Below are 23,355 nucleotides of genomic sequence, written 5' to 3'. Positions count from 1 at the left end.
GCAGGTGCCGGGTTGCCGGCGTGGTCATTCGGTGGTCAATGGCTCTGGCCGTGCCAGGGCACCAGCTTGCGCTGCAGGGCGCGCAGGCCCATCTCCAGGGCGAAGGCGATCAGGGCGATCAGCAGGATCCCCAGGACCACCACATCGGTGACCAGGAACTGCGCTGCCGACTGCACCATGAAGCCCAGGCCACTGGTGGCGGCGATCAGCTCGGCGGCCACCAGCGTCGACCAGCCCACGCCGAGGCCGATGCGGATGCCGGTGAGGATGTCGGGCAGTGCACTGGGCAGGATCACATGGCGGATCAGCTGGATTTTGCTGGCGCCCAGCGACTGCGCCGCGCGCAGCTTGGCGGGGTCGACGGTGCGCACGCCGGTGGCGGTAGCGATGGCAATCGGGGCGAAGATCGCCAGGTAGATCAAAAGCACTTTCGACAGCTCGCCTATGCCGCACCAGATGACGATCAGCGGCAGGTAGGCCAGTGGCGGAATCGGTCGGTAGAACTCGATCAGCGGATCAAGGATGCCGCGGGCCACGCGGTTGTAGCCGATGGCGATGCCTACCGGGATGGCGGTCAGGGTGGCGGCCAGCAGCGCCAGGCCGATGCGCCCCAGGCTCGCGCCCAGGTGCTGCCACAGGCTGGCGTCCATGTAGCCCTGGGTGAGCAGCGTCCAACCCTTGGCCAGGATATCGGCGGGCGAGGGCAGGAACAGCGGCTCGATCCAGCCGGCGGTGGTAACCAGCCACCACACCAACAGCAGCGAGGCCAGGGTGAGGGCGCTGATCCAGCGGGTCGGCAAGGGCTTGCGGGTTTTCACGACAGGTGGCGTCCGGGGGGGCTGCTTGGCGGCGGCCGGCAATTCGATGCTGCTCATGCGGACTCCTGACGTTGCGAGAACACCCGCGCCAGCACGTGCTCGCGGGTTTCGATGAAGCGTGGATCGGATTTGATCGCCCGGGCCGACTCACCAGCGGCGTAGCGCTGGCCGAAGTCCAGTTGCAGGCGTTCGACCACACGCCCCGGATTGGGCGCAAGGAGCACCAGCTCGGTGGCGAGGAACACCGCTTCCTCAATGTCGTGGGTGATCAGGAACACTGGCTTGGCGGTGCGCTGCCAGACCTGCAGCAGCAGCTCCTGCATCTGTTCGCGGGTAAAGGCATCGAGGGCGCCGAACGGTTCGTCCATCAACAGCACCCGTGGGTCGGCGGCCAGCGCCCGGGCCAGGCCGACACGTTGTTTCTGCCCGCCGGACAATTGCCATACACGCCGCTCGCCGAAGCCGGCCAGGTCGACCAGTGCGAGCATCTCTCGCGCCTTGGCTTCACGCTGCGCACGCGGCACGCCAGCCAGTTCCAGGCCGAAGGCGACGTTGCCGAGCACGTTCTGCCAGGGTAGCAGCGCATCGTCCTGGAACACCACGCCGCGCTCGGCGCCCGGGCCTTGCACCGGTGCGCCATCGAGGGTGATGCGCCCGCCGCTGGGAGCGACGAAGCCGGCGATCAGATTGAGCAGCGAGGTCTTGCCGCTGCCGGAAGGCCCGAGGGCCACCAGCAGCTGGCGCGGGCCCAGGCTCAGGTTGATGTCGGCCAGCACCGGGGTGGTGGCGCCGGGGTACTGTGCGCTGATGCGCTCCAGCTCGAGCAAGGCCATGACGGGCTCCGGATCAGTTGGGCAGGTACTGAGCGCTGACGTAGGGCGCGTAGTCCGGCAGCACGGCATCGACCTTGCCCTGCTGCTTGAGGAAGGTGGCGGTGTCAGTCAGCGCCTGGGTGGTCGGTGCGCCGAGTGCGCTGGCCTGGTCGGCGGCCAGTGGGTAGACGTTGCCCTGCAGCAGTACCGGAATATCGGCGGGCTTGGCACCGGACAACTTGACCAGTTTGGCGACGTTGTCCTTGTCGGCCAGCCAGGCTTTCGGGTCCTTGCGGTAGTCGGCATAGGCGTCGAGGGTGACCTTGGCGAACGACTTGACGATCTCCGGGTGCTTGGCGGCGAAGTCCTTGCGCACGATCCAGGCATCGAAGGTCGGCGCGCCTTTCTCGGCCAGCTCGCCGGAGGTGATCAGCACCTTGCCGTTCTCCTTGGCCACGCCCAGGGCCGGGTCCCAGACGTAGGTGGCGTCGATGTCGCCGCGTTTCCAGGCGGCGATGATCGCCGGTGGCGCGAGGTTGAGGATCTGCACTTTCGACGGGTCGATGTTCCAGCTCTTCAGCGCGGCCAACAGACTGTAGTGGCCGGTGGAAACGAACGGCACGGCGACTTTCTTGCCGACCAGATCCTGCGGGGTCTTGATGCTGTCGCGGGCGACCAGGGCCTCGCCGGCGCCGATCTGGGTGGCGATCAGGAAGGTTTCCACAGGCAATTTGCGGGTGGCGGCGGCGGCCAGCGGGCTGGAGCCGAGGTAGCCGATCTGCACGTCGCCCGAGGCGACGGCGGTGATCACATCGGCGCCGTTGTCGAACTTGCGCCAGTCGATGCTGGCCTTGCTGTCCTTTTCATAGGTGCCATCGACCTGGGCCACCTTGGCCGGGTCGACGGTGGTCTGGTAGGCGACGGTCAGGTCGGCGGCCTGGGCCAGCCAGCTGGCACTGGCGAGGGTCAGGGCGGCGAACAGGCGCAGCGGAGCATGCGGGATCATGGTTGAACCTCTCGTCAGGCATTCGGGATAGATGGCGAGAAGACTAGATGATCTAAGAAACATGAAATAAATAACTTTTTAGAATTAGCTTAAAAGCCAATCGCTCTGACCTCCGTCCGTGTGGGGCGGCGGTGCCAGTAGCGGAATCCCCCAAGCTAGCTACGCTTGATCGGTTCCGACGGGAGGCCGTTGGTCGCCACCCTTGCAAACGTTTGCACATAACCTAAAGGTATGATTGACGGCGTCGATACAACGATTCGTAGGAATGGTTCCGATGTTATTCCGTAAAAATCTTACAGATTCATAAAACGGTCATTTTGGATTTATAGGATTGTCATTATCCTGTAGCGCAGGTCGGCGGGTTAGACCAAAGTCGCGAATCGATCGTTAGTGATTGACTAGGCGGTCACGCTTTGGTGCTAAATCGCCAATCCGGGTGAGTGGGGCAGCAGACTCCGCCGCTTGAGACGCACAAAAATTAGAACGTAGAGGAGCAAAACATGTACAAGTCCAGCCTGGCTCTGGCCGTGGCACTGGGGGTTCTCGCCCAACAAGCAGGCGCTGCAGGTTTCGTCGAGGACAGCAAGCTGTCCCTGAGCTCGCGCACCATGTACTTCAACAACGACAACCGTGAAGCGCCTGGTAGCAAGCCACGTCCTGACGTTCGTGAGTCCGGTCAAGGTTTCAAGCTTGACTACATCTCCGGCTTTACCCAAGGCACCGTTGGCTTTGGTGTGGACGCTCAAGCCCTGTGGGGTATTCACCTGGATGGCGGCAAGGGCTACCACCAGAACGGCAGCAGCTTCTTCCCTAGTGACTCCGACGGCTCTGCCGAGAAGCAGTGGGCACGTCTGGGCGCCAATGCAAAGGCTCGTTTCTCCAAGACCGAGGCGCACTTCGGTAGCGCACTGGCACCTAACCTGCCAATCCTCGTGTCCAACGATGGTCGTCTGCTGCCACAAACCTTTGAAGGTGGCACCATCTCTTCGAAAGAGATCGACAACCTGACCATCAACGCCGGTCAATTGACCCATGCGATGGGCCGTGCGTCGAGCAACCGTACCGGTCTGTCGGTGCAGGGCGCTACCCAGGAAAGCAACAAGTTCCGCTACGCCGGTGCTGACTGGAAGGTCACCAAGGACCTGACCCTGCAGTACTACTACTCGAACCTGGAAGACTTCTACAAGCAGCACTTCCTGGGCGCGACTCACGTGTTCCAGATCGCTGATGACCAGTCGTTCAAGACCGACCTGCGCTACTTCAAGAGCAGCAATGACGGCAAGAACGGTGAAGCGGGCTACGAGTTCAAGAACAATGGCGGTTACGCCAAGAACCCAGGCGAGGTCGACAACAAGACCTGGTCGGCCATGTTCACTTATACCCTTGGCGGCCATGCGCTGATGCTGGGTCATCAGCAAGTCAGCGATGACGGTGGTTTCGTCTGGCTGAACCAAGGCAGCCTGGTCGACGAAGGTGCTGGCGGCGCGAGCTTCTATCTGTTCACCGACAGCATGATCAACCAGTTCGCCAAGGCCGGTGAAAACACCACCTTCGGTCAGTACTCCTACGACTTCGCTCGTCTGGGTGTGCCGGGCCTGAAAGCATCGGTTGCTTACCTGCGTGGTGAAGATGGCCGTGCCACCAATGGCCACGGTACCTTCAGCGAGTGGGAACGTGACGCTCGCGTCGACTACGTTCTGCAGGAAGGCACCCTCAAGGGCCTGGGCTTCAGCCTGCGCCAGGGTGTCTACCGTGGTACCGGTTCGGGTTCCGCAGCCGACCAGGACCAGACTCGCTTCATCGTCAACTACACTTACGCCTTCATGTAAGTCGTAGCTGCACAAAGAAAGCCTCGCCTAGTGCGAGGCTTTTTTGTGCCTGCGATTCCGTATGCAATATGGTTATAAATAAATCGATATTTATTCTTTTTATTTTTATTCGGAAGCAGGCACATTGAACCCACAAGGCCAGACACAGCACAGGAGCCGCTTCCATGAGCCTCAAACTTGGCGATATCGCCCCCGATTTCGAACAGGATTCCAGCGCCGGCAAGATCCGTTTCCACGAATGGCTGGGCGACAGCTGGGGCGTGCTGTTCTCCCACCCGGCCGACTTCACCCCGGTGTGCACCACCGAACTGGGCCTGACCGCCAAGCTCAAGGATGATTTCGCCAAGCGCGGGGTCAAGGCCATCGCCCTGTCGGTGGACCCGGTGGACTCGCACCACAAGTGGATCGACGACATCAACGAGACCCAGAACACCGTGGTCAACTTCCCGATCATCGCCGATGCCGACCGCAAGGTTTCCGACCTGTACGACCTGATCCACCCCAACGCCAACGACACCCTGACCGTGCGCTCGCTGTTCGTCATCGACCCGAACAAGAAGGTGCGCCTGACCATTACCTATCCGGCCAGTACCGGGCGCAACTTCAACGAGATCCTGCGGGTGATCGACTCGCTGCAGCTGACCGACAACTACAAGGTCGCCACGCCGGGCAACTGGCAGGACGGCGATGAGGTAGTGATCGTGCCTTCGCTCAAGGACGAAGATGAAATCAAACGTCGTTTCCCGAAAGGGTATCGGGCGGTGAAACCCTATCTGCGGCTGACCCCGCAACCCAATCGCTGAAGCATTCCTCGTTGCATTGCTCTTAGCCAAGCAGGGATCTTCGGGCCGTTTCGACGGCCCTTTTTTATTGCGTGGCTACAACAAATCCGAAATTCATAAATGGAATAAACAAATGAAAAAATATGATTTATAGGTATATGTGACGAGCTGTTAATGTCGTTACATCCAGCGGGGACAACCCCTCGCGGCCCTGCAATCGAATCGAAGGAAGCGCTTTCAATGCTGGTTGTCTCTGTCGGTGGTAGCCCCAGTCTTCGTTCACGCTCCGGCGTGCTGCTAGAACGCTCGCGCGACTGGCTGCAGGAGCGGGGTGTCGAAGTGGTGACCTTCCAGGTGCGTGAGTTTCCCGCCGAAGATCTGCTGCATGCCCGTTTCGACAGCCCGCAGGTGCGCCACTTCAACGAACTTGTAGCCCAGGCCGACGGCCTGGTGGTGGCCACCCCGGTGTACAAGGCGTCCTTCGCCGGGGCCTTGAAGACCTTGCTCGACCTGCTGCCCGAGCGGGCCCTGGAACACAAGGTAGTGTTGCCGATCGCAACCGGTGGCAGCATCGCCCACATGTTGGCCGTGGACTACGCGCTCAAGCCCGTGCTGTCGGCCCTCAAGGCGCAGGAGACCCTGCAAGGGATCTTCGCCGACGACAGCCAGATTGCCTACGGTGAGGGCGCCAGGCCCGCGCAGCTGGTCGCTGCCCTGGAGCAGCGCCTGCAGGATTCGCTGGAAACATTCCACAGCGCCATGGCGCGCCGGCCCCAACCAGTCGCCCCCGGCGTGCTCAACGAACGCCTGATCAGTGCCCGCTGGAGTATCTGAACCAGGCTTGACCGCTCCATCGCTGTCCCCACCTTACTCGCCCGTCAACGAGGCAAGCAGGTGCTACCCGAACCCAACTCGCACAGGAGAGCGCCATGCGCACAGTCTTCTTGCGTCGTGGTCTGGTCGCCCTGTTCGCGGCGGCTGCGTCCTTCGGCGCCATCAGCCAAGCCCAGGCCGAGAGCCTGCGTATCGGTTACCAGAAATACGGCACCCTGGTGCTGCTCAAGGCCAAGGGCTCGCTGGAAAAGCGCCTGAAGGAACAGGGCATCGACGTGCAATGGACCGAGTTCCCCGGAGGGCCACAGCTGCTCGAAGGGCTCAACGTCGGCTCCATCGACTTTGGCGTGACCGGCGAAACGCCGCCGGTGTTTGCCCAGGCCGCGGGCGCCGATCTGCTCTACGTCGCCTATGAGCCGCCAGCCCCGCACAGCGAGGCGATCCTGGTGCCGAAGGGCTCGACGATCCAGTCGGTGAAGGAACTCAAGGGCAGGAAAGTCGCCCTCAACAAGGGTTCCAACGTGCATTACCTGCTGGTGCGTGCCCTGGAAGACGCCGGTCTCCAGTACACCGATATCCAGCCTGTCTACCTGCCCCCTGCCGATGCCCGCGCCGCCTTCGAGCGCGGCAGTGTCGATGCCTGGGTGATCTGGGACCCGTACCAGGCCGCCGCCGAGCAACAGCTGCAGGCACGCACCCTGCGTGACGGCAAGGATCTGGTCGACAATCACCAGTTCTACCTCGCCACCCGCAGCTATGCGACCCAGCACCCGGCGGTGATCAACACCCTGGTTGAAGAAGTGCGCGCCGTGGGCGATTGGTCCCAGGCCAATCCGCAGCAGGTCACCGACCAGGTTGCGCCGCTGCTCGGCCTGCCAGCCGACATCACCCTGACTTCGGTCAAGCGCCAAGGCTATGGAGCCGCGCCGCTGACCCCGGAAGTGATCGCCGCACAGCAGAAGATTGCCGACACCTTCCAGGCCCTGAAGCTGATTCCCAAACCCTTGAGCATCAAGGACGTGATCTGGACACCCCCGGCCAAGGTCGCCAGTGCGCCTTGAACGTTTCGCCTGCGCCGGGGCGTCGCCCCGGCATGAGCCACCCTTGAGGAGACAACTCCAATGAGCCTTAACATTTTCTGGTTCCTCCCTACCCATGGTGACGGCAAGTACCTGGGCACCAGCGAAGGCGCCCGCGCCGTCGATCACGGCTACCTGAGCCAGATCGCCCAGGCCGCCGACCGCCTGGGTTTTGGCGGCGTGCTGATCCCCACCGGACGTTCCTGCGAGGACTCCTGGCTGGTGGCCGCGTCGCTGATCCCGGTGACCGAGCGCCTGAAGTTCCTGGTGGCCCTGCGCCCAGGGATCATCTCGCCGACCGTGGCTGCACGCCAGGCCGCCACCCTGGATCGTCTGTCCAACGGCCGTGCATTGTTCAACCTGGTGACCGGTGGCGATCCGGACGAACTGGCCGGTGATGGCCTGCACCTGAACCACCAGGAACGCTATGAGGCGTCGGTGGAATTCACTCGTATCTGGCGCAAGGTGCTCGAAGGCGAAACGGTCGACTACGACGGCAAGCATATCCAGGTGAAAGGCGCCAAGCTGCTCTACCCGCCGATCCAGCAGCCGCGCCCGCCGCTGTACTTCGGTGGCTCGTCTGACGCTGCCCAGGACTTGGCCGCCGAGCAGGTCGAGCTGTACCTGACCTGGGGCGAGCCGCCGGCCGCGGTGGCCGAGAAGATTGCTGCGGTACGTGAGAAAGCGGCCGCCCAGGGCCGTGAGGTGCGCTTCGGCATTCGCTTGCACGTGATTGTACGGGAAACCAACGAGGAGGCCTGGGCTGCCGCCGACAGGCTGATCTCGCACCTGGACGACGACACCATCGCCCGCGCCCAGGCGTCGCTCGCGCGCTTCGACTCGGTCGGCCAGCAGCGCATGGCCGCCCTGCACGGTGGCAAGCGCGACAAGCTCGAAGTGGCCCCTAACCTGTGGGCCGGTGTCGGCCTGGTGCGTGGCGGTGCCGGCACCGCGTTGGTGGGCGATGGCCCGACCGTCGCGGCGCGGGTCAAGGAATACGCCGATCTTGGCATCGATACCTTCATCTTCTCGGGCTATCCACACCTCGAAGAGTCGTACCGCGTCGCCGAGCTGCTGTTCCCGCATCTGGACGTGCAGCGCCCGGAGCAGCCGAAAACCGGTGGCTACGTAAGCCCGTTCGGTGAAATGGTCGCCAACGACATCCTGCCCAAGTCCGTGTCGCAGAGCTGAGGGCCGGTGCCATGAGTCGTGCATCCACCACCACCTGGTCCAAGCGCCTGGCGCCGTGGGCCCTGCCGATCCTGCTGCTGGCGGTATGGCAGTTGGCGGTCAGCGCAGGCTGGCTGTCGACCCGCATCCTGCCGGCGCCGAGCGCGGTGGTCAGCGCCGGCGTCGAGCTGGTGCGCAGTGGCCAGATCTGGACCCACCTGGCCATCAGCGGCTGGCGTGCCGGCCTGGGCTTCGTGATCGGCGGCAGTCTAGGCCTGTTGCTCGGCTTCATCACCGGCCTGTCGAACTGGGGCGAGCGCCTGCTCGACAGTTCGGTGCAGATGATCCGCAACGTGCCGCACCTGGCGCTGATCCCGCTGGTGATCCTGTGGTTCGGCATCGACGAGTCGGCAAAGATTTTCCTGGTGGCCCTGGGGACGCTGTTCCCCATCTACCTGAACACCTATCACGGGATCCGCAATGTCGATCCGGCGCTGGTGGAGATGGCGCGCAGCTACGGGCTGTCGGGCTTCGCGCTGTTCCGTCAGGTGATCCTGCCGGGGGCGCTGCCTTCGATCCTGGTCGGCGTGCGTTTCGCCCTGGGTTTCATGTGGCTGACGTTGATCGTCGCCGAGACCATCTCGGCCAATGCCGGTATCGGCTATCTGGCGATGAACGCCCGCGAATTCCTGCAGACCGACGTGGTGGTGCTGGCCATCGTCCTGTACGCGGTGCTCGGCAAGCTCGCCGACCTGGCCGCCCGCGGCCTGGAGCGTGTGTGGCTGCGTTGGCACCCGGCCTACCAGGTGGCGAAGAAGGAGGGCGCGTGATGACGGTACTCAAGGCACAACCGCCACGCCTGCTGCGTGGCATCCCCCTGGCGGCCAGGGACCTGCGTCGTACGTTCGGCCAGCGCGAAGTGCTGCGCGGGATCGATCTGCACATTCCGGCTGGCCAGTTCGTTGCCATCGTTGGTCGCAGTGGTTGCGGTAAAAGCACCTTGTTGCGCCTGCTGGCCGGGCTCGACCAGCCCAGTGGCGGCCAATTGCTGGCGGGCGCCGCAGCGCTTGCCGAGGCCCGCGAGGATACCCGGCTGATGTTCCAGGACGCGCGCCTGCTGCCCTGGAAGAAGGTGATCGACAACGTTGGCCTGGGGTTGTCCGGCAACTGGCGGCCACGCGCCCTGGAAGCCCTGGAGGCGGTCGGCCTGGTCGATCGCGCCAATGAGTGGCCGGCAGCCTTGTCCGGTGGCCAGAAACAGCGGGTGGCCCTGGCCCGGGCGCTCATTCATCAGCCGCGTCTGCTGCTGCTGGATGAGCCCTTGGGCGCGCTGGACGCCCTGACCCGTATCGAGATGCAGCAACTGATCGAGCGCCTGTGGCGCCAGCACGGTTTCACCGTGCTGCTGGTCACCCACGACGTCAGCGAAGCCGTCGCCGTGGCCGACCGGGTGATCCTGATCGAAGACGGCGCCGTCGGCCTGGACCTGGTCATCGACCTGCCGCGACCCCGGGTGCGGGGTTCGCACCGCTTGGCGGCGCTGGAAAGCGAAGTGCTCAACCGTGTTCTCTCCGTCCCGGGCACGCCGCCCGATCCGGAACCTGTCGCCCCGTTGCCCACGCAGTTGCGCTGGGCTCATTGAATCCCCGAAACCGCAAAAAGGAATGACGCCATGACCATCAAAGCCATCAACGTTCGCAACCAGTTCAAAGGCACCGTGAAGGAAATCCTCGAAGGCCCGGTACTGTCGGAAATCGACGTGCAGACCGCCTCTGGCATCGTTACCTCGGTTATTACCACCCGTTCCGTGAAGGAGCTCGAGTTGCAGGTGGGCAGCGAGGTGATCGCCTTCGTGAAATCGACCGAGGTGTCCATCGCCAAGCTCTGAAGTCTTGCACGGTACCTTTAGGAGCGGCTTTAGCCGCGATCACCCGCGGAGCGGGTGCCAGACATCGCGTTGGCTGCATTGCGGCTAAAGCCGCTCCTACAGGATATTTGCAGGGCTCAGGGTCAGCGCTTGGCCAGATAAGGCGGCAGATACAGCCCCAGATACGCCTCGAACACGCGCATCCCTTCCTCCGCCATGCGTGGCGTGATCGCCTCATGCAGCTGCATCGAGCGGGCATACACCCGGTCGCTCAGTTCCATCGCCAGGGCGAACACGTGCACATCCCTCGGCATCGCTGGCAACTGAAAATGCCGGTCGAACAGTTGGTGCATCAACTCGCCCAGTTCCAGATCATGCTGGCGATCAGCCTGGACCACTTCGCTCAAACCATGCTGGGCGAGGATCAGCTGCCGCGCCGCGGCGTCCTCGTTGTAGATGTCGAGCATGCGCTGCTCGATCAGCCGCGACAGGCCATGCCAGGTGCTGAACGCCGCGCTGTCGATCGGTGCGCTCAAGGCTTCGCGAAAAGCCCGATGCACGTCGGCGGTCAGCGCCTCCAGCAAGGCCGGCACGCTGGCAAAGAAGTGATACACCGACGATGGCGGGATCTGCGCCCGTTCGGCCACGCTGTAGATCGACAACCCCGCCACCCCTTGGCCTGCCAGCAGCTCGCGCGCCGCGGCGAGGATCGCTTCGATCCTGGCCTGGCTGCTGGCGCGTGGCTTGCGCGGGGGGGCGGTGCGGTTCATCAGTTGCTGATTGCCAGGATGCTGGCCTGGTAGGCACCGACGAACAGGTCGAAGTCACCGACCTCTTCCTGTTCCAGCTCGGACTGCTTGGCGATCGACTCGCGAGCCAGGGTTTCGAAGGCCTGTTGCTGCGCGCTGCTCAGTGGCTGCTCGCGGAAGCTCTCGGCGTGCAGGCGGCTTTGGCGCAGGGAGAACTGGACGAAAGTTTCGTCGTGTTCGGTCATGCGCGCCAGCACCTGGGCCGATGGCGTCAGCTCGGGGTCTTCGACCTTGGCCTGCTGTACCTCCAGGGCCTTGGCGTGGTCATTGCCACCCTGGGCACGATCGAGCAGCCCGGCCAGCTGGCCGATCCGCTCGATCAGTTCGCTTGCCCATTGCTTCAACGCGACCGGCTGGCCGTCACGACGCAGCTCCAGGCCCGGGCGCCGACCTTCCTTGACCACGGTGAGGAAGTTGTCGGTGCACTGGCCGCACTCGCCGTTGTCCAGTTGCGGGCTCTCTTCGAGCGCGCAGAACAGCAGGAAGGCGTCGAGGAAACGGGCTTCGGTCAGGTCGATGCCCACTGGCAGGAACGGGTTGATGTCCAGGCAGCGCACTTCCACGTACTGCACGCCGCGCGAGGTCAGGGCCTGGATCGGCCGCTCGCCGGTGTAGGTGACGCGCTTGGGGCGGATGTTCGAGTAGTACTCGTTCTCGATCTGCAGGATGTTGGTGTTCAACTGCACCCACTCGCCGTCGACGTGCGTGCCGACCTCGACATAGGGCGGGTAGGGCGTGCCGACGGCCTTGCGCAGGCTATCGGTGTAGCTGGCCAGGTTGTTGTAGCAGGGCGTGAGGCCCGCCTGGGCGTTGCTCTGGTAGCCCAGGTCGCTCATGCGCAGGCTGGTGGCGTAGGGCAGGTACAGTGTTTCGGCGTCGAGTTCTTCGAGCTGGTGCGGGCGGCCGCGCAGGAAGCCTTTGTCCAGGGCCGGGGAGGCGCCGAACAGGTACATCAGCAGCCAGCTGTAGCGGCGGAAGTTGCGGATCAGCGCGATATAGGCCGAGGACTGGTAGTCGCGGTCGTCCTGCTCGCCGCCTTCGGCATCGCGCAACAGCGGCCACAGCGCCTCGGGCAGCGAGAAGTTGTAATGGATGCCGGCGATGCACTGCATGGTGCGGCCGTAACGCAGGGCCAGGCCCTTGCGGTACACGTGCTTGAGCTTGCCGATGTTCGAGCTGCCGTACTCGGCGATCGGGATGTCTTCTTCGGCCGGCAACGCGCAGGGCATCGAAGGGCTCCACAGCAGTTCGTCGCCCAGTTTGCTGTAGACGAAGCGGTGGGTCTGTTCGAGGCTTTCGAGCACCTTGGCAGGGTCCGCCAGGGCTGGGGTGATGAACTCCAGCAGCGACTCGGAATAGTCGGTGGTGATCTGCTCGTTGGTCAGCGCCGAACCCAGTGCTTCGGGGTGTGGGGTCTGGGCCAGGCGACCTTCTTTGGTCACGCGCAGGCATTCGCGCTCAATGCCGTGCAGGCACTGCTTGAGCAGGTCGATATTGTCGCCGAGCAGGCTCAGGCGGCGGTTGAGGAGGTCGCTCAAGATGGATTCCTTCACGCGTCAGTCGCCCCAATATGGGGGTAGAGATGACGGTCTACAAGGGTAGTTGGGAAAGGAACTGGCGTTGTCGCCTGGTTTATGCGGTTCCGGCTAGGCTTAGCGTCGATTTCAGGGCCGCTTCGCGCCCCCGAGTAGCTCGAAAATACCGCAGATTTAGCTACATCAGCTAGAGAACCGCGAAGGTTCCCTGCGCCTTGGCCACCAGCTTGTCGTCCTGGAGCACGTCGGCGTCGACCACGAGGGTGCGCCGTCCCGCATGCAGCACCCGGGCGGTGCACACGACCTCGCCCTCGCTGACGGCGCGCATGTAGTTGATCTTGCATTCGATGGTCACGCTCTGCTGGTCGAAGCCATGGCTGGCCGAGCAGGCCAGGCCCATGGCGATGTCGACCAGGCTGAAGATCGCCCCGCCGTGCAGCTTCTGGCCACGGTTGCGCAGGTGCGGCTCAAGTGCCAGGGCCACCTCTGCAACACCCGTTTCCAGGCGTTGCAGGCGGCAGCCGAGGAGCTGGCTGAAGGCGCTTTCGACGTACTCCTTCGGTACTTCCATCACTTCTTCTTCAGTTGCTTGGCGTTGGCAAACAGCGCCGCCATGGCGTTGTTGGCCGGCGCGGCGGTGGCGGTCTCGCGCTGGCGAGGCGCCTGCTGCTGACGGTTGCCGCCATTGCCGCGGTTGCCGCCACGGTTGCCCTCGACCTTCTCGCCCGGGGTATCGTTCATGCGCATGGACAGGCCGACGCGCTTGCGCGGGATGTCCACTTCCATGACCTTGACCTTGACCACGTCGCCAGCCTTGACCGCTTCACGCGGGTCCTTGACGAACTTCTCCGACAGCGCCGAGATATGTACCAGGCCATCCTGGTGCACGCCGATATCGACGAAAGCACCGAAGTTGGTGACGTTGGTCACCACGCCTTCGAGGATCATGCCGGGTTCCAGGTCCTTGAGGTCCTCGACGCCGTCCTGGAAGGTGGCGGTCTTGAACTCCGGGCGCGGGTCGCGACCTGGCTTGTCGAGTTCCTGGAGGATATCGGTGACGGTCGGCAGGCCGAAGGACTCGTCGGTGAATTTCTTCGGGTCCAGGCGCTTGAGGAAGCCGCTGTCGCCGATCAGCGAGCGGATATCACGGTCGGTGTCGGCGGCGATGCGCTGCACCAGTGGGTAGGCTTCCGGGTGTACCGCCGAGGCGTCCAGCGGGTTGTCGCCGTTCATCACGCGCAGGAAGCCGGCGGCCTGCTCGAAGGTTTTCTCGCCCAGGCGGCTGACCTTTTTCAGCGCGGCGCGGGTGGCGAACGGGCCGTTGGCGTCGCGGTGGGCGACGATGTTCTGCGCCAGGGTGGCATTGAGGCCGGAAATGCGCGTCAGCAGCGCCACCGAGGCGGTGTTGACGTCCACGCCCACGGCGTTCACGCAGTCCTCGACCACGGCGTCCAGGCCACGGGCCAGTTTCACCTGCGACACGTCGTGCTGGTACTGGCCGACACCGATGGATTTCGGGTCGATCTTCACCAGTTCGGCCAGCGGGTCCTGCAGACGGCGGGCGATGGACACCGCGCCGCGGATCGACACGTCCAGGTCCGGGAACTCGCGGGCGGCCAGTTCAGAGGCCGAGTACACCGAAGCGCCAGCCTCGGAAACCATGATCTTGGTGATCTTCAGGGCCGGGTACTTCTTCACCAGCTCCGCCACCAGCTTGTCGCTCTCGCGGCTGGCAGTGCCGTTGCCGATGGCGATCAGCTCCACCGAGTGCTTGGCGCACAGTGCGGCCATGATGGAAATGGTGCGGTCCCAGTCATTCTTCGGCGCGTGCGGGTAGACCGTGGTGTAGTCCAGTAGCTTGCCGGTGGCGTCGACCACGGCAATCTTGCAGCCGGTGCGCAGGCCCGGGTCGAAGCCCAGGGTGGCGCGCGGGCCGGCCGGGGCGGCCAGCAGCAGGTCGTGCAGGTTGTGGGCGAAGACGTTGATCGCCTCGCCTTCGGCGTTGTCGCGCAGCTCGCCGAACAGGTCGGTTTCCAGGTGGGTGTAGAGCTTGACCTTCCAGGTCCAGCGCACCACCTCGCCCAGCCACTTGTCGGCGGGGCGGTTGCGGTTTTCGATGCCGACATGGTTGCCGATCATCACCTCGCACGGGTGCAGGGTGCCCGGCAGTTCTTCGCCGACCTTCAGCGAGGCGCTCAGCACGCCTTCGTTGCGCCCGCGGAAGATCGCCAAGGCACGGTGCGACGGCGCGCTGCGCAGCAGTTCGTCATGGGCGAAGTAATCGCGGAACTTGGCGCCTTCGTCTTCCTTGCCGGCGACTACGCGGGCAGTGAGTACCGCTTCCTGCTTGAGGAAGTTGCGCAGCTTGTCCAGCAGGCCGGCGTCTTCGGCGAAGCGCTCCATGAGGATGTACTTGGCGCCTTCCAGGGCAGCCTTGGCGTCAGCCACGCCCTTGTCCGCGTCGACGAAGCGCGCGGCTTCGGCTTCCGGGTTCAGTTGCGGGTCGTTGAACAGCCCGTCGGCCAGCTCGCCCAGGCCGGCCTCCAGGGCGATCTGGCCCTTGGTGCGGCGCTTCTGCTTGTACGGCAGGTAGAGGTCTTCGAGGCGGGTCTTGGTGTCGGCGAGCTTGATCTCGCGGGCCAGCTCCGGAGTCAGCTTGCCCTGCTCCTCGATGCTGGCCAGGATGCTGGCGCGGCGCTCGTCGAGCTCGCGCAGGTAGCGCAGGCGCTCTTCCAGGTGGCGCAATTGGGTGTCGTCCAGGCTGCCGGTCACTTCCTTGCGGTAACGGGCGATGAAGGGCACGGTCGATCCTTCGTCCAACAGGCCCACGGCCGCTTCGACCTGTTGTGGGCGCACGCCCAGTTCCTCGGCGATACGGCTGTTGATGCTGTCCATGAAAACCACCTGACAAATAGTGAATGCAAGGCCGCGGGTGGGCGTTCAGCCCCGGCGACACTGGGTGAAAGCCGCGCATTATACCCATCGGGCCGGGCTTGCGGTGATGGCGCGGCGCCAGTCGTCGATGGGGCGGCAGTGGCGCGGCGGGAAAAATCTGCTAACAATGCACACGGCACGCGCGGCAATGGCTACGCCATAATGCGCGGCGATATCAGAGGAGTAATTCATGACCAGCACCGCAAACGCCGTAGAAGGCGACAAGATTCTCATCGTCGACGACGATCCGGGCCTGAGCAGCCTGCTGGACCGCTTCTTCACCAGCAAGGGCTTCCGTGTCCGCACCGTGCCCAACGTCGAACAGATGGATCGCCTGCTGGCCCGTGAAGTGTTCAACCTGGTGGTGCTCGACCTGATGCTGCCTGGCGAGGACGGCCTGTCCGCCTGCAAGCGCCTGCGCGCCTCGAACAACCAGATCCCGATCATCATGCTCACCGCCAAGGGCGATGAGCTCAGCCGTATCAAGGGGCTGGAGCTTGGTGCCGACGACTACCTGGCCAAGCCGTTCAACCCTGATGAGCTGGTGGCCCGGGTCAAGGCCGTACTGCGCCGCCAGGCCCCGGCTGTGCCAGGCGCGCCGGGCAGTGAGGAAGAGACTGTCACCTTCGGCGACTACGAGTTGTCGCTGGCCACCCGCGAGCTCAAGCGCGGTGAAGAAACGCACATGCTCACCACCGGCGAGTTCGCCGTGCTCAAGGCCCTGGTGATGCATGCTCGCGAGCCGCTGACCCGCGACAAACTGATGAACCTGGCCCGTGGCCGTGAGTGGGATGCCCTGGAGCGTTCCATCGACGTGCAGATCTCGCGCCTGCGCCGGATGATCGAGCCCGATCCTTCCAAGCCGCGTTACATCCAGACCGTATGGGGTGTGGGCTACGTCTTCGTGCCGGACGGAAACGCCGGCAAATGAGCCTGCCGGCTCGTCAGGGTGCAGCAGGGCGACCCATGCGGGTCGCCCTGTTTTCGTCTACGGCGACCGGCCTTTTCAGCACAGTAGTTGATCGATGAAAACGCCTCTCTGGTTCCCGCAAAGCTTCTTCGCCCGCACCCTCTGGCTGGTGCTGATCGTCGTGCTGTTCTCCAAGGCGCTGACGCTCGTGTACCTGCTGATGAACGAGGACGTGCTGGTCGACCGCCAGTACAGCCACGGCGTGGCCCTGACGCTGCGTGCCTATTGGGCAGCGGATGAAGAGAACCGCGACCAGATTGCCGAGGCCGCCGGCCTGATCCGCGTGACCGGCGCCGGCGTGCCGGAGGGCGAGCAGCACTGGCCCTACAGCGAGATCTACCAGCGCCAGATGCAGGCCGAGCTGGGCGAGGACACCGAAGTGCGGTTGCGTATCCATGCGCCGCCCGCGCTGTGGGTGAACGCCCCGAGCCTGGGCCCGGGCTGGCTCAAGGTGCCGCTGTATCCGCATCCGCTGCGCGGGCAGAAGATCTGGAACGTGCTCGGCTGGTTCCTGGCCATCGGCTTGCTGTCCACGGCTTCGGCCTGGATCTTCGTGCGCCAGCTCAACCAGCCACTCAAGCGCCTGGTGTTCGCCGCCCGCCAGCTGGGCCAGGGGCGCAGCGTGCGCTTGCCGATCAGTGATACACCCAGCGAAATGACCGAAGTGTATCGGGCGTTCAACCAGATGGCCGAAGATGTCGAGCAGGCTGGGCGCGAACGCGAGCTGATGCTGGCGGGCGTTTCCCACGACTTGCGCACGCCGCTGACCCGGCTGCGGCTGTCGCTGTCGCTGATGGGCAACGAAAGCGACCTCAGCGAGGACATGGTCCGCGATATCGAGGACATGGACGCGATCCTCGACCAGTTCCTGGCCTTCATTCGCGACGGGCGCGACGAACCGGTGGAGGAGGTCGACCTGAACGACCTGATCTACGAGGTGGTGGCCCCCTACAACCAGCACAAGGAGCAGGTGCGCCTGTGCCTGGAGCCGATTCCACCGTTCCCGCTGCGCCGTGTCTCGCTCAAGCGCATGCTGGGCAACCTGATCGGCAACGCCCTGCATCACGCCGGCAAGGGGGTCGAGGTAGCGGCCTATGTGTCGGGTGACCAGAGCGCGCCTTATGTGGTGCTCAGCGTGCTGGATCGGGGGACGGGCATCGACGAGTCGGAGCTGGAGACCATCTTCAACCCGTTCATCCGTGGCGACCGGGCGCGGGGTGGCAAGGGTACCGGGCTGGGGCTGGCCATCGTCAAGCGTATCGCCGCGCAGCATGGCGGCAATGTCGAGTTGCGCAACCGCTCCGGTGGCGGGATCGAGGCGCGGGTGCGGTTACCGTTGGGGTTGTTGCTGCCGCGTAACGCCGTGTGATTGCCGGGGCCGCAAAGCGGCCCCGGAATATCAACCCTTGCCCTTGGTCCGCGTCTGATTCGGCCCGCTGTTCTTTTCCAGGTGCTCGATGATCATCCCGGCCACGTCCTTGCCGGTAGTCACCTCGATCCCCTCCAGGCCCGGCGACGAGTTCACTTCCATCACCAGCGGCCCATGATTCGAACGCAGGATATCCACACCCGCCACGCTCAGCCCCATCACCTTGGCTGCGCGAATCGCGGTCATGCGTTCTTCAGGGGTGATCTTGATCAGGCTGGCCACGCCCCCGCGATGCAGGTTGGAGCGGAACTCGCCCGGCTTGGCCTGGCGCTTCATCGAGGCGATCACCTTGTCGCCGACCACGAAGCAGCGGATATCGGCGCCACCGGCCTCCTTGATGTACTCCTGGACCATGATGTTCTGCTTCAGGCCCATGAACGCCTCGATCACCGACTCGGCGGCCTTGGTGGTTTCGCACAGCACCACGCCGATGCCCTGTGTGCCTTCGAGCACTTTGATTACCAGCGGCGCGCCGTTGACCATCTGGATCAGGTCGGGGATGTCGTCCGGCGAGTGGGCGAAGCCGGTGACCGGCAGGCCAATACCGCGCCGCGACAGCAATTGCAGCGAGCGCAGCTTGTCCCGCGAGCGGGCGATGGCCACCGATTCGTTGAGCGGGTAGACGCCCATCATCTCGAATTGGCGCAGCACCGCGCAGCCATAGAAGGTGACCGATGCGCCGATGCGCGGAATGACCGCGTCGAAGCCTTCCAGGGGTTTGCCGCGGTAGTGGATCTGCGGCTTGTGGCTGGCAATGTTCATGTAGGCCCGAAGCGTGTCGATCACCACCACTTCGTGGCCCCGCTGGGTACCGGCCTCGACCAGGCGGCGGGTGGAATACAGACGCGGATTGCGCGACAGCACAGCGATCTTCATGCAGCACCTGTGACAGGGGAAAGGGTGGCCGCGAAGGCCGGTTTGTCCTGAACGTACTTGAGGCCGGGGTTGACCACCAGTTGGCCATGGATGAGCGCCTTCGAACCAAGCAGCAGGCGATAGCGCATGCTCTTGCGGCAGGCCAGGGTGAATTCGACCTCCCAGACTCGGTCACCGAGCGCCAGGGGCGTGCGGATCACGTAGCGGGTCTGGGCATGGCCGTTGGAACTCTTGATCGTCTTCATGGTGACCATGGGCGCTTCGCAGCGCCGGTGGCGCAGTTGCACCACCGAGCCCAGGTGGGCGGTGAAGCGTACCCATTGCTGGCCATCGCGCTCGAACGGCTCGACCTCCGTGGCGTGCAGGCTGGAGGTACTGGCGCCGGTGTCGATCTTGGCGCGCAGGCCGGCGACGCCGAGGCCGGGCAGGGCGACCCACTCGCGCAGGCCGATCACAGTCAGGTGGTCAAATGTCTTCACTAAGCGTGCCCTGCGGATAAGGAGGTGAACTGTAATGACGGCACGGACTTTTTGCATCTGTCAGTCACGGTAGTACAGTTCCGTGAAAGACAGAATTCGAGGAAAAACCATGGCACAAAAGCCTGAAGACGACGACAAGGTACGCCTGGACAAGTGGCTGTGGGCAGCGCGCTTCTACAAGACCCGCGCATTGGCCAAGGCGGCCATTGAAAGTGGCAAGGTGCACTGCCGGGGCGAGCGCTGCAAGCCGGGCAAGGAGCCACGGGTGGGCGATGAGTTCGTGCTGCGCACCGGTTTCGACGAGCGCACCGTGGTGGTCAGGGCGTTGTCGGTGGTGCGCCGTGGCGCGCCCGAAGCACAGACGTTGTACGAGGAAACCGCCGAGAGTGTGAAGCGCCGCGAGCAGGCCGCTGAAATGCGCAAGGCGGGGGCGATGGGCGTGACCACCGACGGGCGGCCGACCAAGAAGCAGCGCCGGCAGATTCACCAGCTGCACGGCAGTTTCGAGTGACGAGGGCCGCATAGCGGCCCCCGTGAACGATCAGGCGGCGCGAATCACGCTCATCCGCCCAATCAACGGCAACCTGCCCAGCAGGTCGAACAGCGGTGTCGTCCAGCGCAGCAACGCTGCGCTGCCTTTGGCCGCCAGCGGCGTGTAGCAGCTCCAGCCCAATGCCAGCACCGCCATCAGCAAGCCACCGATGTAGTCATCCTGGCCCCAGTGGGCGCCGGCCACCAGGCGCGGCAGCATGAACAGCAGGGCCAGCCCCCACACGAGCAGGTACTGCAACGGGCGACGACTGAACAGGCTCATGAACAGTGCCCAGACCAGCAGCACCGAGGCGTGATCGCCGGGGAAACTCTTGCTCGAGCGGTCCTTGAGCTCCCAGGCCGCCTCCAGGTTCGGGTAGTAGTCACTGAGGTGCACCACATCGTCGAACATCATCGACGGGCTCTTGTGTTGCCACCCTGCTGCATCCACCCACTTGGAAAACAGCGCGCGAATCACCACTAAGAGGAGTAGCGTGATCAGAAAACCGAAAAAGGCTTGGCGGACCTGGGCTGCTTTGAACACCCAGTCACCACGGATAAGCACTGCCAGAAGGATCAGGCCGACGACGATGTCGAACGGGCGCAGGCTGCCGACGGTCCAGATGTAGCGCCAGGTGGTGTTGTCGGTCAGCGGCGCATTCAGGCTGTGGAACAGCCACTCGTCGAATGTCAGGCAAAGGATCTGGCCAACGGGCCACAACCAGAAACACAGTAGTGCGATGGGCAGCAGGGTGCAGGCTGCCAAAGGGCCCCAGGACCACCTTGCTTGGAACAGTGGTCGATTGTCCATAAAATACCTCGATATCCAGCAGGAAATGAGCGCCTTGTGAGCGCTCTGCGACAGACCTTTCAGTCTCCTGTAATTATTTTGTAACCATTTTCAGAAAGCCAGACAACCATGAGCGACTTGCCAGATACCGATTTCACCCAACGCTTCCTGTTCGACGACCGCGATGTGCGCGGCGAGATGGTCGTGCTGGAACGCAGCTACGCCGAGGTGTTGGCCAAGCATGATTATCCGCGCCCGGTACAACACCTGTTGGGCGAACTGATGGCGGCCGCCGCGCTGTTGGTCGGCACCTTGAAGTTCGATGGCCTGCTGGTCCTCCAGGCCCAGTCCCAGGGCCCGGTGCCGCTGCTGGCCATCGAATACACCAGCGAGCACGACATCCGCGGCCTGGCCCGCTATGAAGCCGAGCAGATCAAGGACGATGCGAGCCTCGCCGACCTGATGCCAGGCGGCCACCTGGTGCTGACCATCATTCCGGTCAACGGCCAACGCTACCAGGGCACCGTCGAACTGGACGGCAAGGACCTGTCGGAGTGTTTCACCAACTACTTCGTCATGTCGCAGCAGGTGAACACCTGCATCTCCCTGGCCGCCGATGGTGTTCGAGTCCGAGGCCTGCTCGTGCAGCAGCTGCCGGCCGAGATCCACAAGGACAGCGAGGAGCGCGACGAAAGCTGGGCCCACGTGAAGGCCTTGGCCAACACCGTGAAGGATGAGGAACTGCTCGGTCTGGACAACGAAACCGTGCTGCACCGCCTGTACCACGAGGACGCGGTTCGCCTGTTCGATATCCAGCCGCTACGCTTCCGCTGCAGCTGCTCGCGCGAGCGCTCCGGCAACGCCCTGGTCAGCCTCGGCGAGCAGGATGCCAATGCGCTGGTGGCCGAATGTGGCGGCCAGGTCGAGATCGATTGCCAGTTCTGCAACGAGCGCTATGTGTTCGACGCGAGCGATGTTGCGCAATTGTTTGCTGGCGGTGGCACCGAGGCGCCATCAGAAACTCAGCACTGAAACGGTTCACTACAGGAAATACTCCTGTCGAATTGCGCAAAAGCGCAGTTCTGACAGGAGGGGCCTACTTTTTTTGGGCTTTTCTGGCATAATCCGGCCACTTTTTTCGCTGTAGTAGTTTTTTCGAGACAACTACAAAACGTTTGGAGCACTCGGCCTCGGGCCGGATGGGGTATCTCATGACGCAAGCCAACAACACCGTGTACACCGACCTGAGCGTCGATGAGCTGGTAAATGAAGCGCTGTCCCGCGGTGAAGGCGTGCTGGCCGATACCGGCGCGCTGGTGGTGGAAACCGGTCATCGCACCGGCCGTTCGCCGGCTGACCGTTTCATCGTCGAAGAACCTTCCACCCAGGACCAGATTGGCTGGGGCCCGATCAACCGCAAGTTCCCGGCCGACAAGTTCGATGCCCTGTGGGACCGCGTAGAGGCGTTCAACAACGCCCAGGATCACTTCGTTTCCTACGTTCACGTAGGCGCTGCCGCCGAGCACTACCTGCCGGTGAAAATGACCACCCAGACCGCCTGGCAGAACCTGTTCGGCCGTTGCCTGTTCATCAACCCGGCCCAGTACAACCCGGCTGGCCGCGATGAGTGGCAGGTCCTCAACGTCGCCAACTTCGAGTGCGTGCCAGAGCGTGACGGCACCAATTCCGATGGCTGCGTGATCATCAACTTCGCCCAGAAGAAAGTGCTGATCGCCGGCATGCGTTACGCCGGTGAAATGAAGAAAGCCATGTTCTCTGTGCAGAACTTCCTGCTGCCGGCCGCCGACGTGCTGCCGATGCACTGCGCCGCCAACATCGGCGAAGCGGGTGACGTCACCCTGTTCTTCGGCCTGTCCGGTACCGGCAAGACCACCCTGTCGGCCGATGAAAGCCGCTACCTGATCGGTGACGACGAGCACGGATGGGGCGAAGGCGTGGTCTTCAACATCGAAGGCGGTTGCTATGCCAAGTGCATCGACCTGTCCGAGAAGAACGAGCCGGTCATCTGGAAAGCCATCAAGCACGGCGCGGTGCTGGAAAACGTCGTCATCGACGATGCCAAGCACGCCGACTACGCCGACGTGAGCCTGACCCAGAACAGCCGCGCAGCCTACCCGCTGACCCACGTAGCCAAGGTCTCCGAGAAGAACCTGGGCGGCGAGCCGAACGCGGTCATCTTCCTGACCTGCGACCTGACCGGCGTGCTGCCGCCAGTGTCGATCCTGAACAACGAGCAGGCGGCCTACCACTTCCTGTCCGGCTACACCGCGCTGGTCGGTTCCACCGAAATGGGTTCGGGCAGCGGCATCAAGTCGACCTTCTCCACCTGCTTCGGCGCACCGTTCTTTCCGCGCCCAGCCGGCGTCTACGCCGAGCTGCTGATCAAGCGTATCAAGGCGTTCGGCTCCAAGGTCTACCTGGTCAACACTGGCTGGACCGGTGGTGGCTACGGCGTTGGCAAGCGCTTCAGCATCCCCACCACCCGTGGCGTGATCGCTGCCATCCAGAGCGGCGCGCTGGTCGGTGCAGAGACCGAGCACCTGGACATCATCAACCTGGACGTGCCGAAGGTCGTTCCGGGCGTCGAGACCGAGCTGCTCAACCCGCGCAACACCTGGGCTGACAAGGCTGCCTACGACGAAGCTGCCAAGGGCCTGGCCACACTGTTCACCGAGAACTTCAAGAAGTTCGACGTTTCCGACGCCATCAAGGCCGCTGGTCCGCAGCTGTAAGCTGCTGCCGGTTCGGATAAGGAAGCCGCCCCTCGGGGCGGCTTTTTCGTTA

The 23,355-nt window shown here is 63.7% G+C and carries 23 protein-coding genes; 13 read left to right on the top strand and 10 right to left on the bottom strand.

Annotated features, from left to right (window positions below):
• Positions 1–35 precede the first annotated feature (35 nt).
• Genes tauC through tauA form a run of 3 tightly spaced genes read right to left on the bottom strand, consistent with a single transcriptional unit; the run spans position 36 to position 2,636 of the window.
• Positions 36–875 carry a taurine ABC transporter permease TauC gene (tauC, locus tag LOY42_RS25430; RefSeq protein ID WP_258599636.1) on the bottom strand — a complete coding sequence of 280 codons (840 nt, stop codon included), beginning with the start codon at positions 873–875 and terminating at the stop codon, positions 36–38.
• Positions 872–1,651: a taurine ABC transporter ATP-binding subunit gene (gene tauB / locus LOY42_RS25425; protein WP_139667831.1), complete on the bottom strand. Its 780-nt coding sequence runs from the start codon at positions 1,649–1,651 to the stop codon at positions 872–874. Before tauB ends, tauC begins: the two co-directional genes overlap by 4 nt.
• 13 nt (positions 1,652–1,664) lie before the next feature.
• Positions 1,665–2,636, bottom strand: a complete 972-nt coding sequence (tauA, locus tag LOY42_RS25420) for a taurine ABC transporter substrate-binding protein (RefSeq protein WP_139667833.1) — start codon at positions 2,634–2,636, stop codon at positions 1,665–1,667.
• Positions 2,637–3,136: 500 nt separating this feature from the next.
• Between tauA and LOY42_RS25415 the strand changes: the two genes are divergently transcribed.
• The 8 genes from LOY42_RS25415 (at position 3,137) to LOY42_RS25380 (ending at position 10,218) form a co-directional block, all read left to right on the top strand.
• Positions 3,137–4,465: an OprD family porin gene (locus LOY42_RS25415; RefSeq protein ID WP_111532480.1), complete on the top strand. Its 1,329-nt coding sequence runs from the start codon at positions 3,137–3,139 to the stop codon at positions 4,463–4,465.
• A gap of 164 nt (positions 4,466–4,629) precedes the next feature.
• On the top strand, positions 4,630–5,268 hold the full coding sequence (locus LOY42_RS25410) for a peroxiredoxin (protein WP_139667836.1): 639 nt from the start codon (positions 4,630–4,632) through the stop codon (positions 5,266–5,268).
• Between the two features lie 219 nt (positions 5,269–5,487).
• The gene (ssuE, locus tag LOY42_RS25405) at positions 5,488–6,081 is read left to right on the top strand and encodes an NADPH-dependent FMN reductase (RefSeq protein WP_139667838.1); all 594 of its coding nucleotides are present in this window, start codon (positions 5,488–5,490) and stop codon (positions 6,079–6,081) included.
• 95 nt (positions 6,082–6,176) lie between these two features.
• Positions 6,177–7,142, top strand: a complete 966-nt coding sequence (locus LOY42_RS25400) for a sulfonate ABC transporter substrate-binding protein (RefSeq protein WP_258599635.1) — start codon at positions 6,177–6,179, stop codon at positions 7,140–7,142.
• 60 nt (positions 7,143–7,202) lie between these two features.
• Complete coding sequence (gene ssuD / locus LOY42_RS25395) at positions 7,203–8,351, top strand: FMNH2-dependent alkanesulfonate monooxygenase (RefSeq protein ID WP_038707156.1); 1,149 nt, start codon at positions 7,203–7,205, stop codon at positions 8,349–8,351.
• An 11-nt stretch (positions 8,352–8,362) separates the two neighbouring features.
• Positions 8,363–9,160, top strand: a complete 798-nt coding sequence (gene ssuC, locus LOY42_RS25390) for an aliphatic sulfonate ABC transporter permease SsuC (RefSeq protein ID WP_046857519.1) — start codon at positions 8,363–8,365, stop codon at positions 9,158–9,160.
• A complete protein-coding gene (ssuB, locus tag LOY42_RS25385) occupies positions 9,160–9,972 on the top strand; it encodes an aliphatic sulfonates ABC transporter ATP-binding protein (RefSeq protein WP_038707158.1) in 813 nt (270 codons plus the stop codon). The genes ssuC and ssuB overlap by 1 nt, the downstream gene beginning before the upstream one ends.
• Before the next feature lie 30 nt (positions 9,973–10,002).
• On the top strand, positions 10,003–10,218 hold the full coding sequence (locus LOY42_RS25380; protein WP_008095172.1) for a molybdopterin-binding protein: 216 nt from the start codon (positions 10,003–10,005) through the stop codon (positions 10,216–10,218).
• A gap of 122 nt (positions 10,219–10,340) precedes the next feature.
• Here the strand turns inward: LOY42_RS25380 and LOY42_RS25375 are convergent, their stop codons facing one another.
• The 4 genes from LOY42_RS25375 to LOY42_RS25360 form a co-directional block, all read right to left on the bottom strand.
• On the bottom strand, positions 10,341–10,967 hold the full coding sequence (locus LOY42_RS25375) for a TetR/AcrR family transcriptional regulator (protein WP_139667845.1): 627 nt from the start codon (positions 10,965–10,967) through the stop codon (positions 10,341–10,343).
• Positions 10,967–12,544 carry a glutamate--cysteine ligase gene (gene gshA / locus LOY42_RS25370; RefSeq protein WP_371926834.1) on the bottom strand — a complete coding sequence of 526 codons (1,578 nt, stop codon included), beginning with the start codon at positions 12,542–12,544 and terminating at the stop codon, positions 10,967–10,969. Before gshA ends, LOY42_RS25375 begins: the two co-directional genes overlap by 1 nt.
• Positions 12,545–12,728: 184 nt before the next feature.
• A complete protein-coding gene (locus LOY42_RS25365; protein WP_102683462.1) occupies positions 12,729–13,112 on the bottom strand; it encodes a PaaI family thioesterase in 384 nt (127 codons plus the stop codon).
• Entirely contained in the window at positions 13,112–15,436 is a 2,325-nt protein-coding gene (locus LOY42_RS25360; RefSeq protein WP_258599634.1) for a Tex family protein, read from the bottom strand. The genes LOY42_RS25365 and LOY42_RS25360 overlap by 1 nt, the downstream gene beginning before the upstream one ends.
• A 229-nt stretch (positions 15,437–15,665) precedes the next feature.
• Between LOY42_RS25360 and ompR the strand changes: the two genes are divergently transcribed.
• Positions 15,666–16,406 carry a two-component system response regulator OmpR gene (gene ompR, locus LOY42_RS25355; protein ID WP_046857514.1) on the top strand — a complete coding sequence of 247 codons (741 nt, stop codon included), beginning with the start codon at positions 15,666–15,668 and terminating at the stop codon, positions 16,404–16,406.
• A gap of 94 nt (positions 16,407–16,500) precedes the next feature.
• Positions 16,501–17,814 carry an ATP-binding protein gene (locus LOY42_RS25350; RefSeq protein ID WP_102683459.1) on the top strand — a complete coding sequence of 438 codons (1,314 nt, stop codon included), beginning with the start codon at positions 16,501–16,503 and terminating at the stop codon, positions 17,812–17,814.
• Between the two features lie 30 nt (positions 17,815–17,844).
• On the opposite strand, the gene rimK is transcribed toward LOY42_RS25350, so the two are convergent.
• Complete coding sequence (rimK, locus tag LOY42_RS25345) at positions 17,845–18,750, bottom strand: 30S ribosomal protein S6--L-glutamate ligase (RefSeq protein WP_046857513.1); 906 nt, start codon at positions 18,748–18,750, stop codon at positions 17,845–17,847.
• Positions 18,747–19,229, bottom strand: a complete 483-nt coding sequence (locus LOY42_RS25340) for an ATP-dependent zinc protease (RefSeq protein ID WP_038707162.1) — start codon at positions 19,227–19,229, stop codon at positions 18,747–18,749. Before LOY42_RS25340 ends, rimK begins: the two co-directional genes overlap by 4 nt.
• Before the next feature lie 109 nt (positions 19,230–19,338).
• Between LOY42_RS25340 and LOY42_RS25335 the strand changes: the two genes are divergently transcribed.
• On the top strand, positions 19,339–19,740 hold the full coding sequence (locus LOY42_RS25335) for an RNA-binding S4 domain-containing protein (protein ID WP_038707163.1): 402 nt from the start codon (positions 19,339–19,341) through the stop codon (positions 19,738–19,740).
• Positions 19,741–19,770: 30 nt separating this feature from the next.
• Here LOY42_RS25335 and LOY42_RS25330 read toward each other — a convergent pair whose 3' ends face one another.
• Positions 19,771–20,571 (bottom strand): phosphatase PAP2 family protein, encoded by an 801-nt coding sequence (locus tag LOY42_RS25330; RefSeq protein ID WP_139667851.1) that lies wholly within the window; start codon positions 20,569–20,571, stop codon positions 19,771–19,773.
• Between the two features lie 108 nt (positions 20,572–20,679).
• Between LOY42_RS25330 and hslO the strand changes: the two genes are divergently transcribed.
• On the top strand, positions 20,680–21,582 hold the full coding sequence (hslO, locus tag LOY42_RS25325; RefSeq protein WP_139667853.1) for an Hsp33 family molecular chaperone HslO: 903 nt from the start codon (positions 20,680–20,682) through the stop codon (positions 21,580–21,582).
• 179 nt (positions 21,583–21,761) lie between these two features.
• On the top strand, positions 21,762–23,303 hold the full coding sequence (locus LOY42_RS25320; protein ID WP_139667854.1) for a phosphoenolpyruvate carboxykinase: 1,542 nt from the start codon (positions 21,762–21,764) through the stop codon (positions 23,301–23,303).
• The last annotated feature ends 52 nt before the right edge of the window (positions 23,304–23,355 follow it).

Origin of the sequence: Pseudomonas sp. B21-023, assembly GCF_024749165.1 — a bacterium.
Taxonomy (GTDB): domain Bacteria; phylum Pseudomonadota; class Gammaproteobacteria; order Pseudomonadales; family Pseudomonadaceae; genus Aquipseudomonas.
This window is presented reverse-complemented; position numbering and strand designations above follow the sequence as displayed.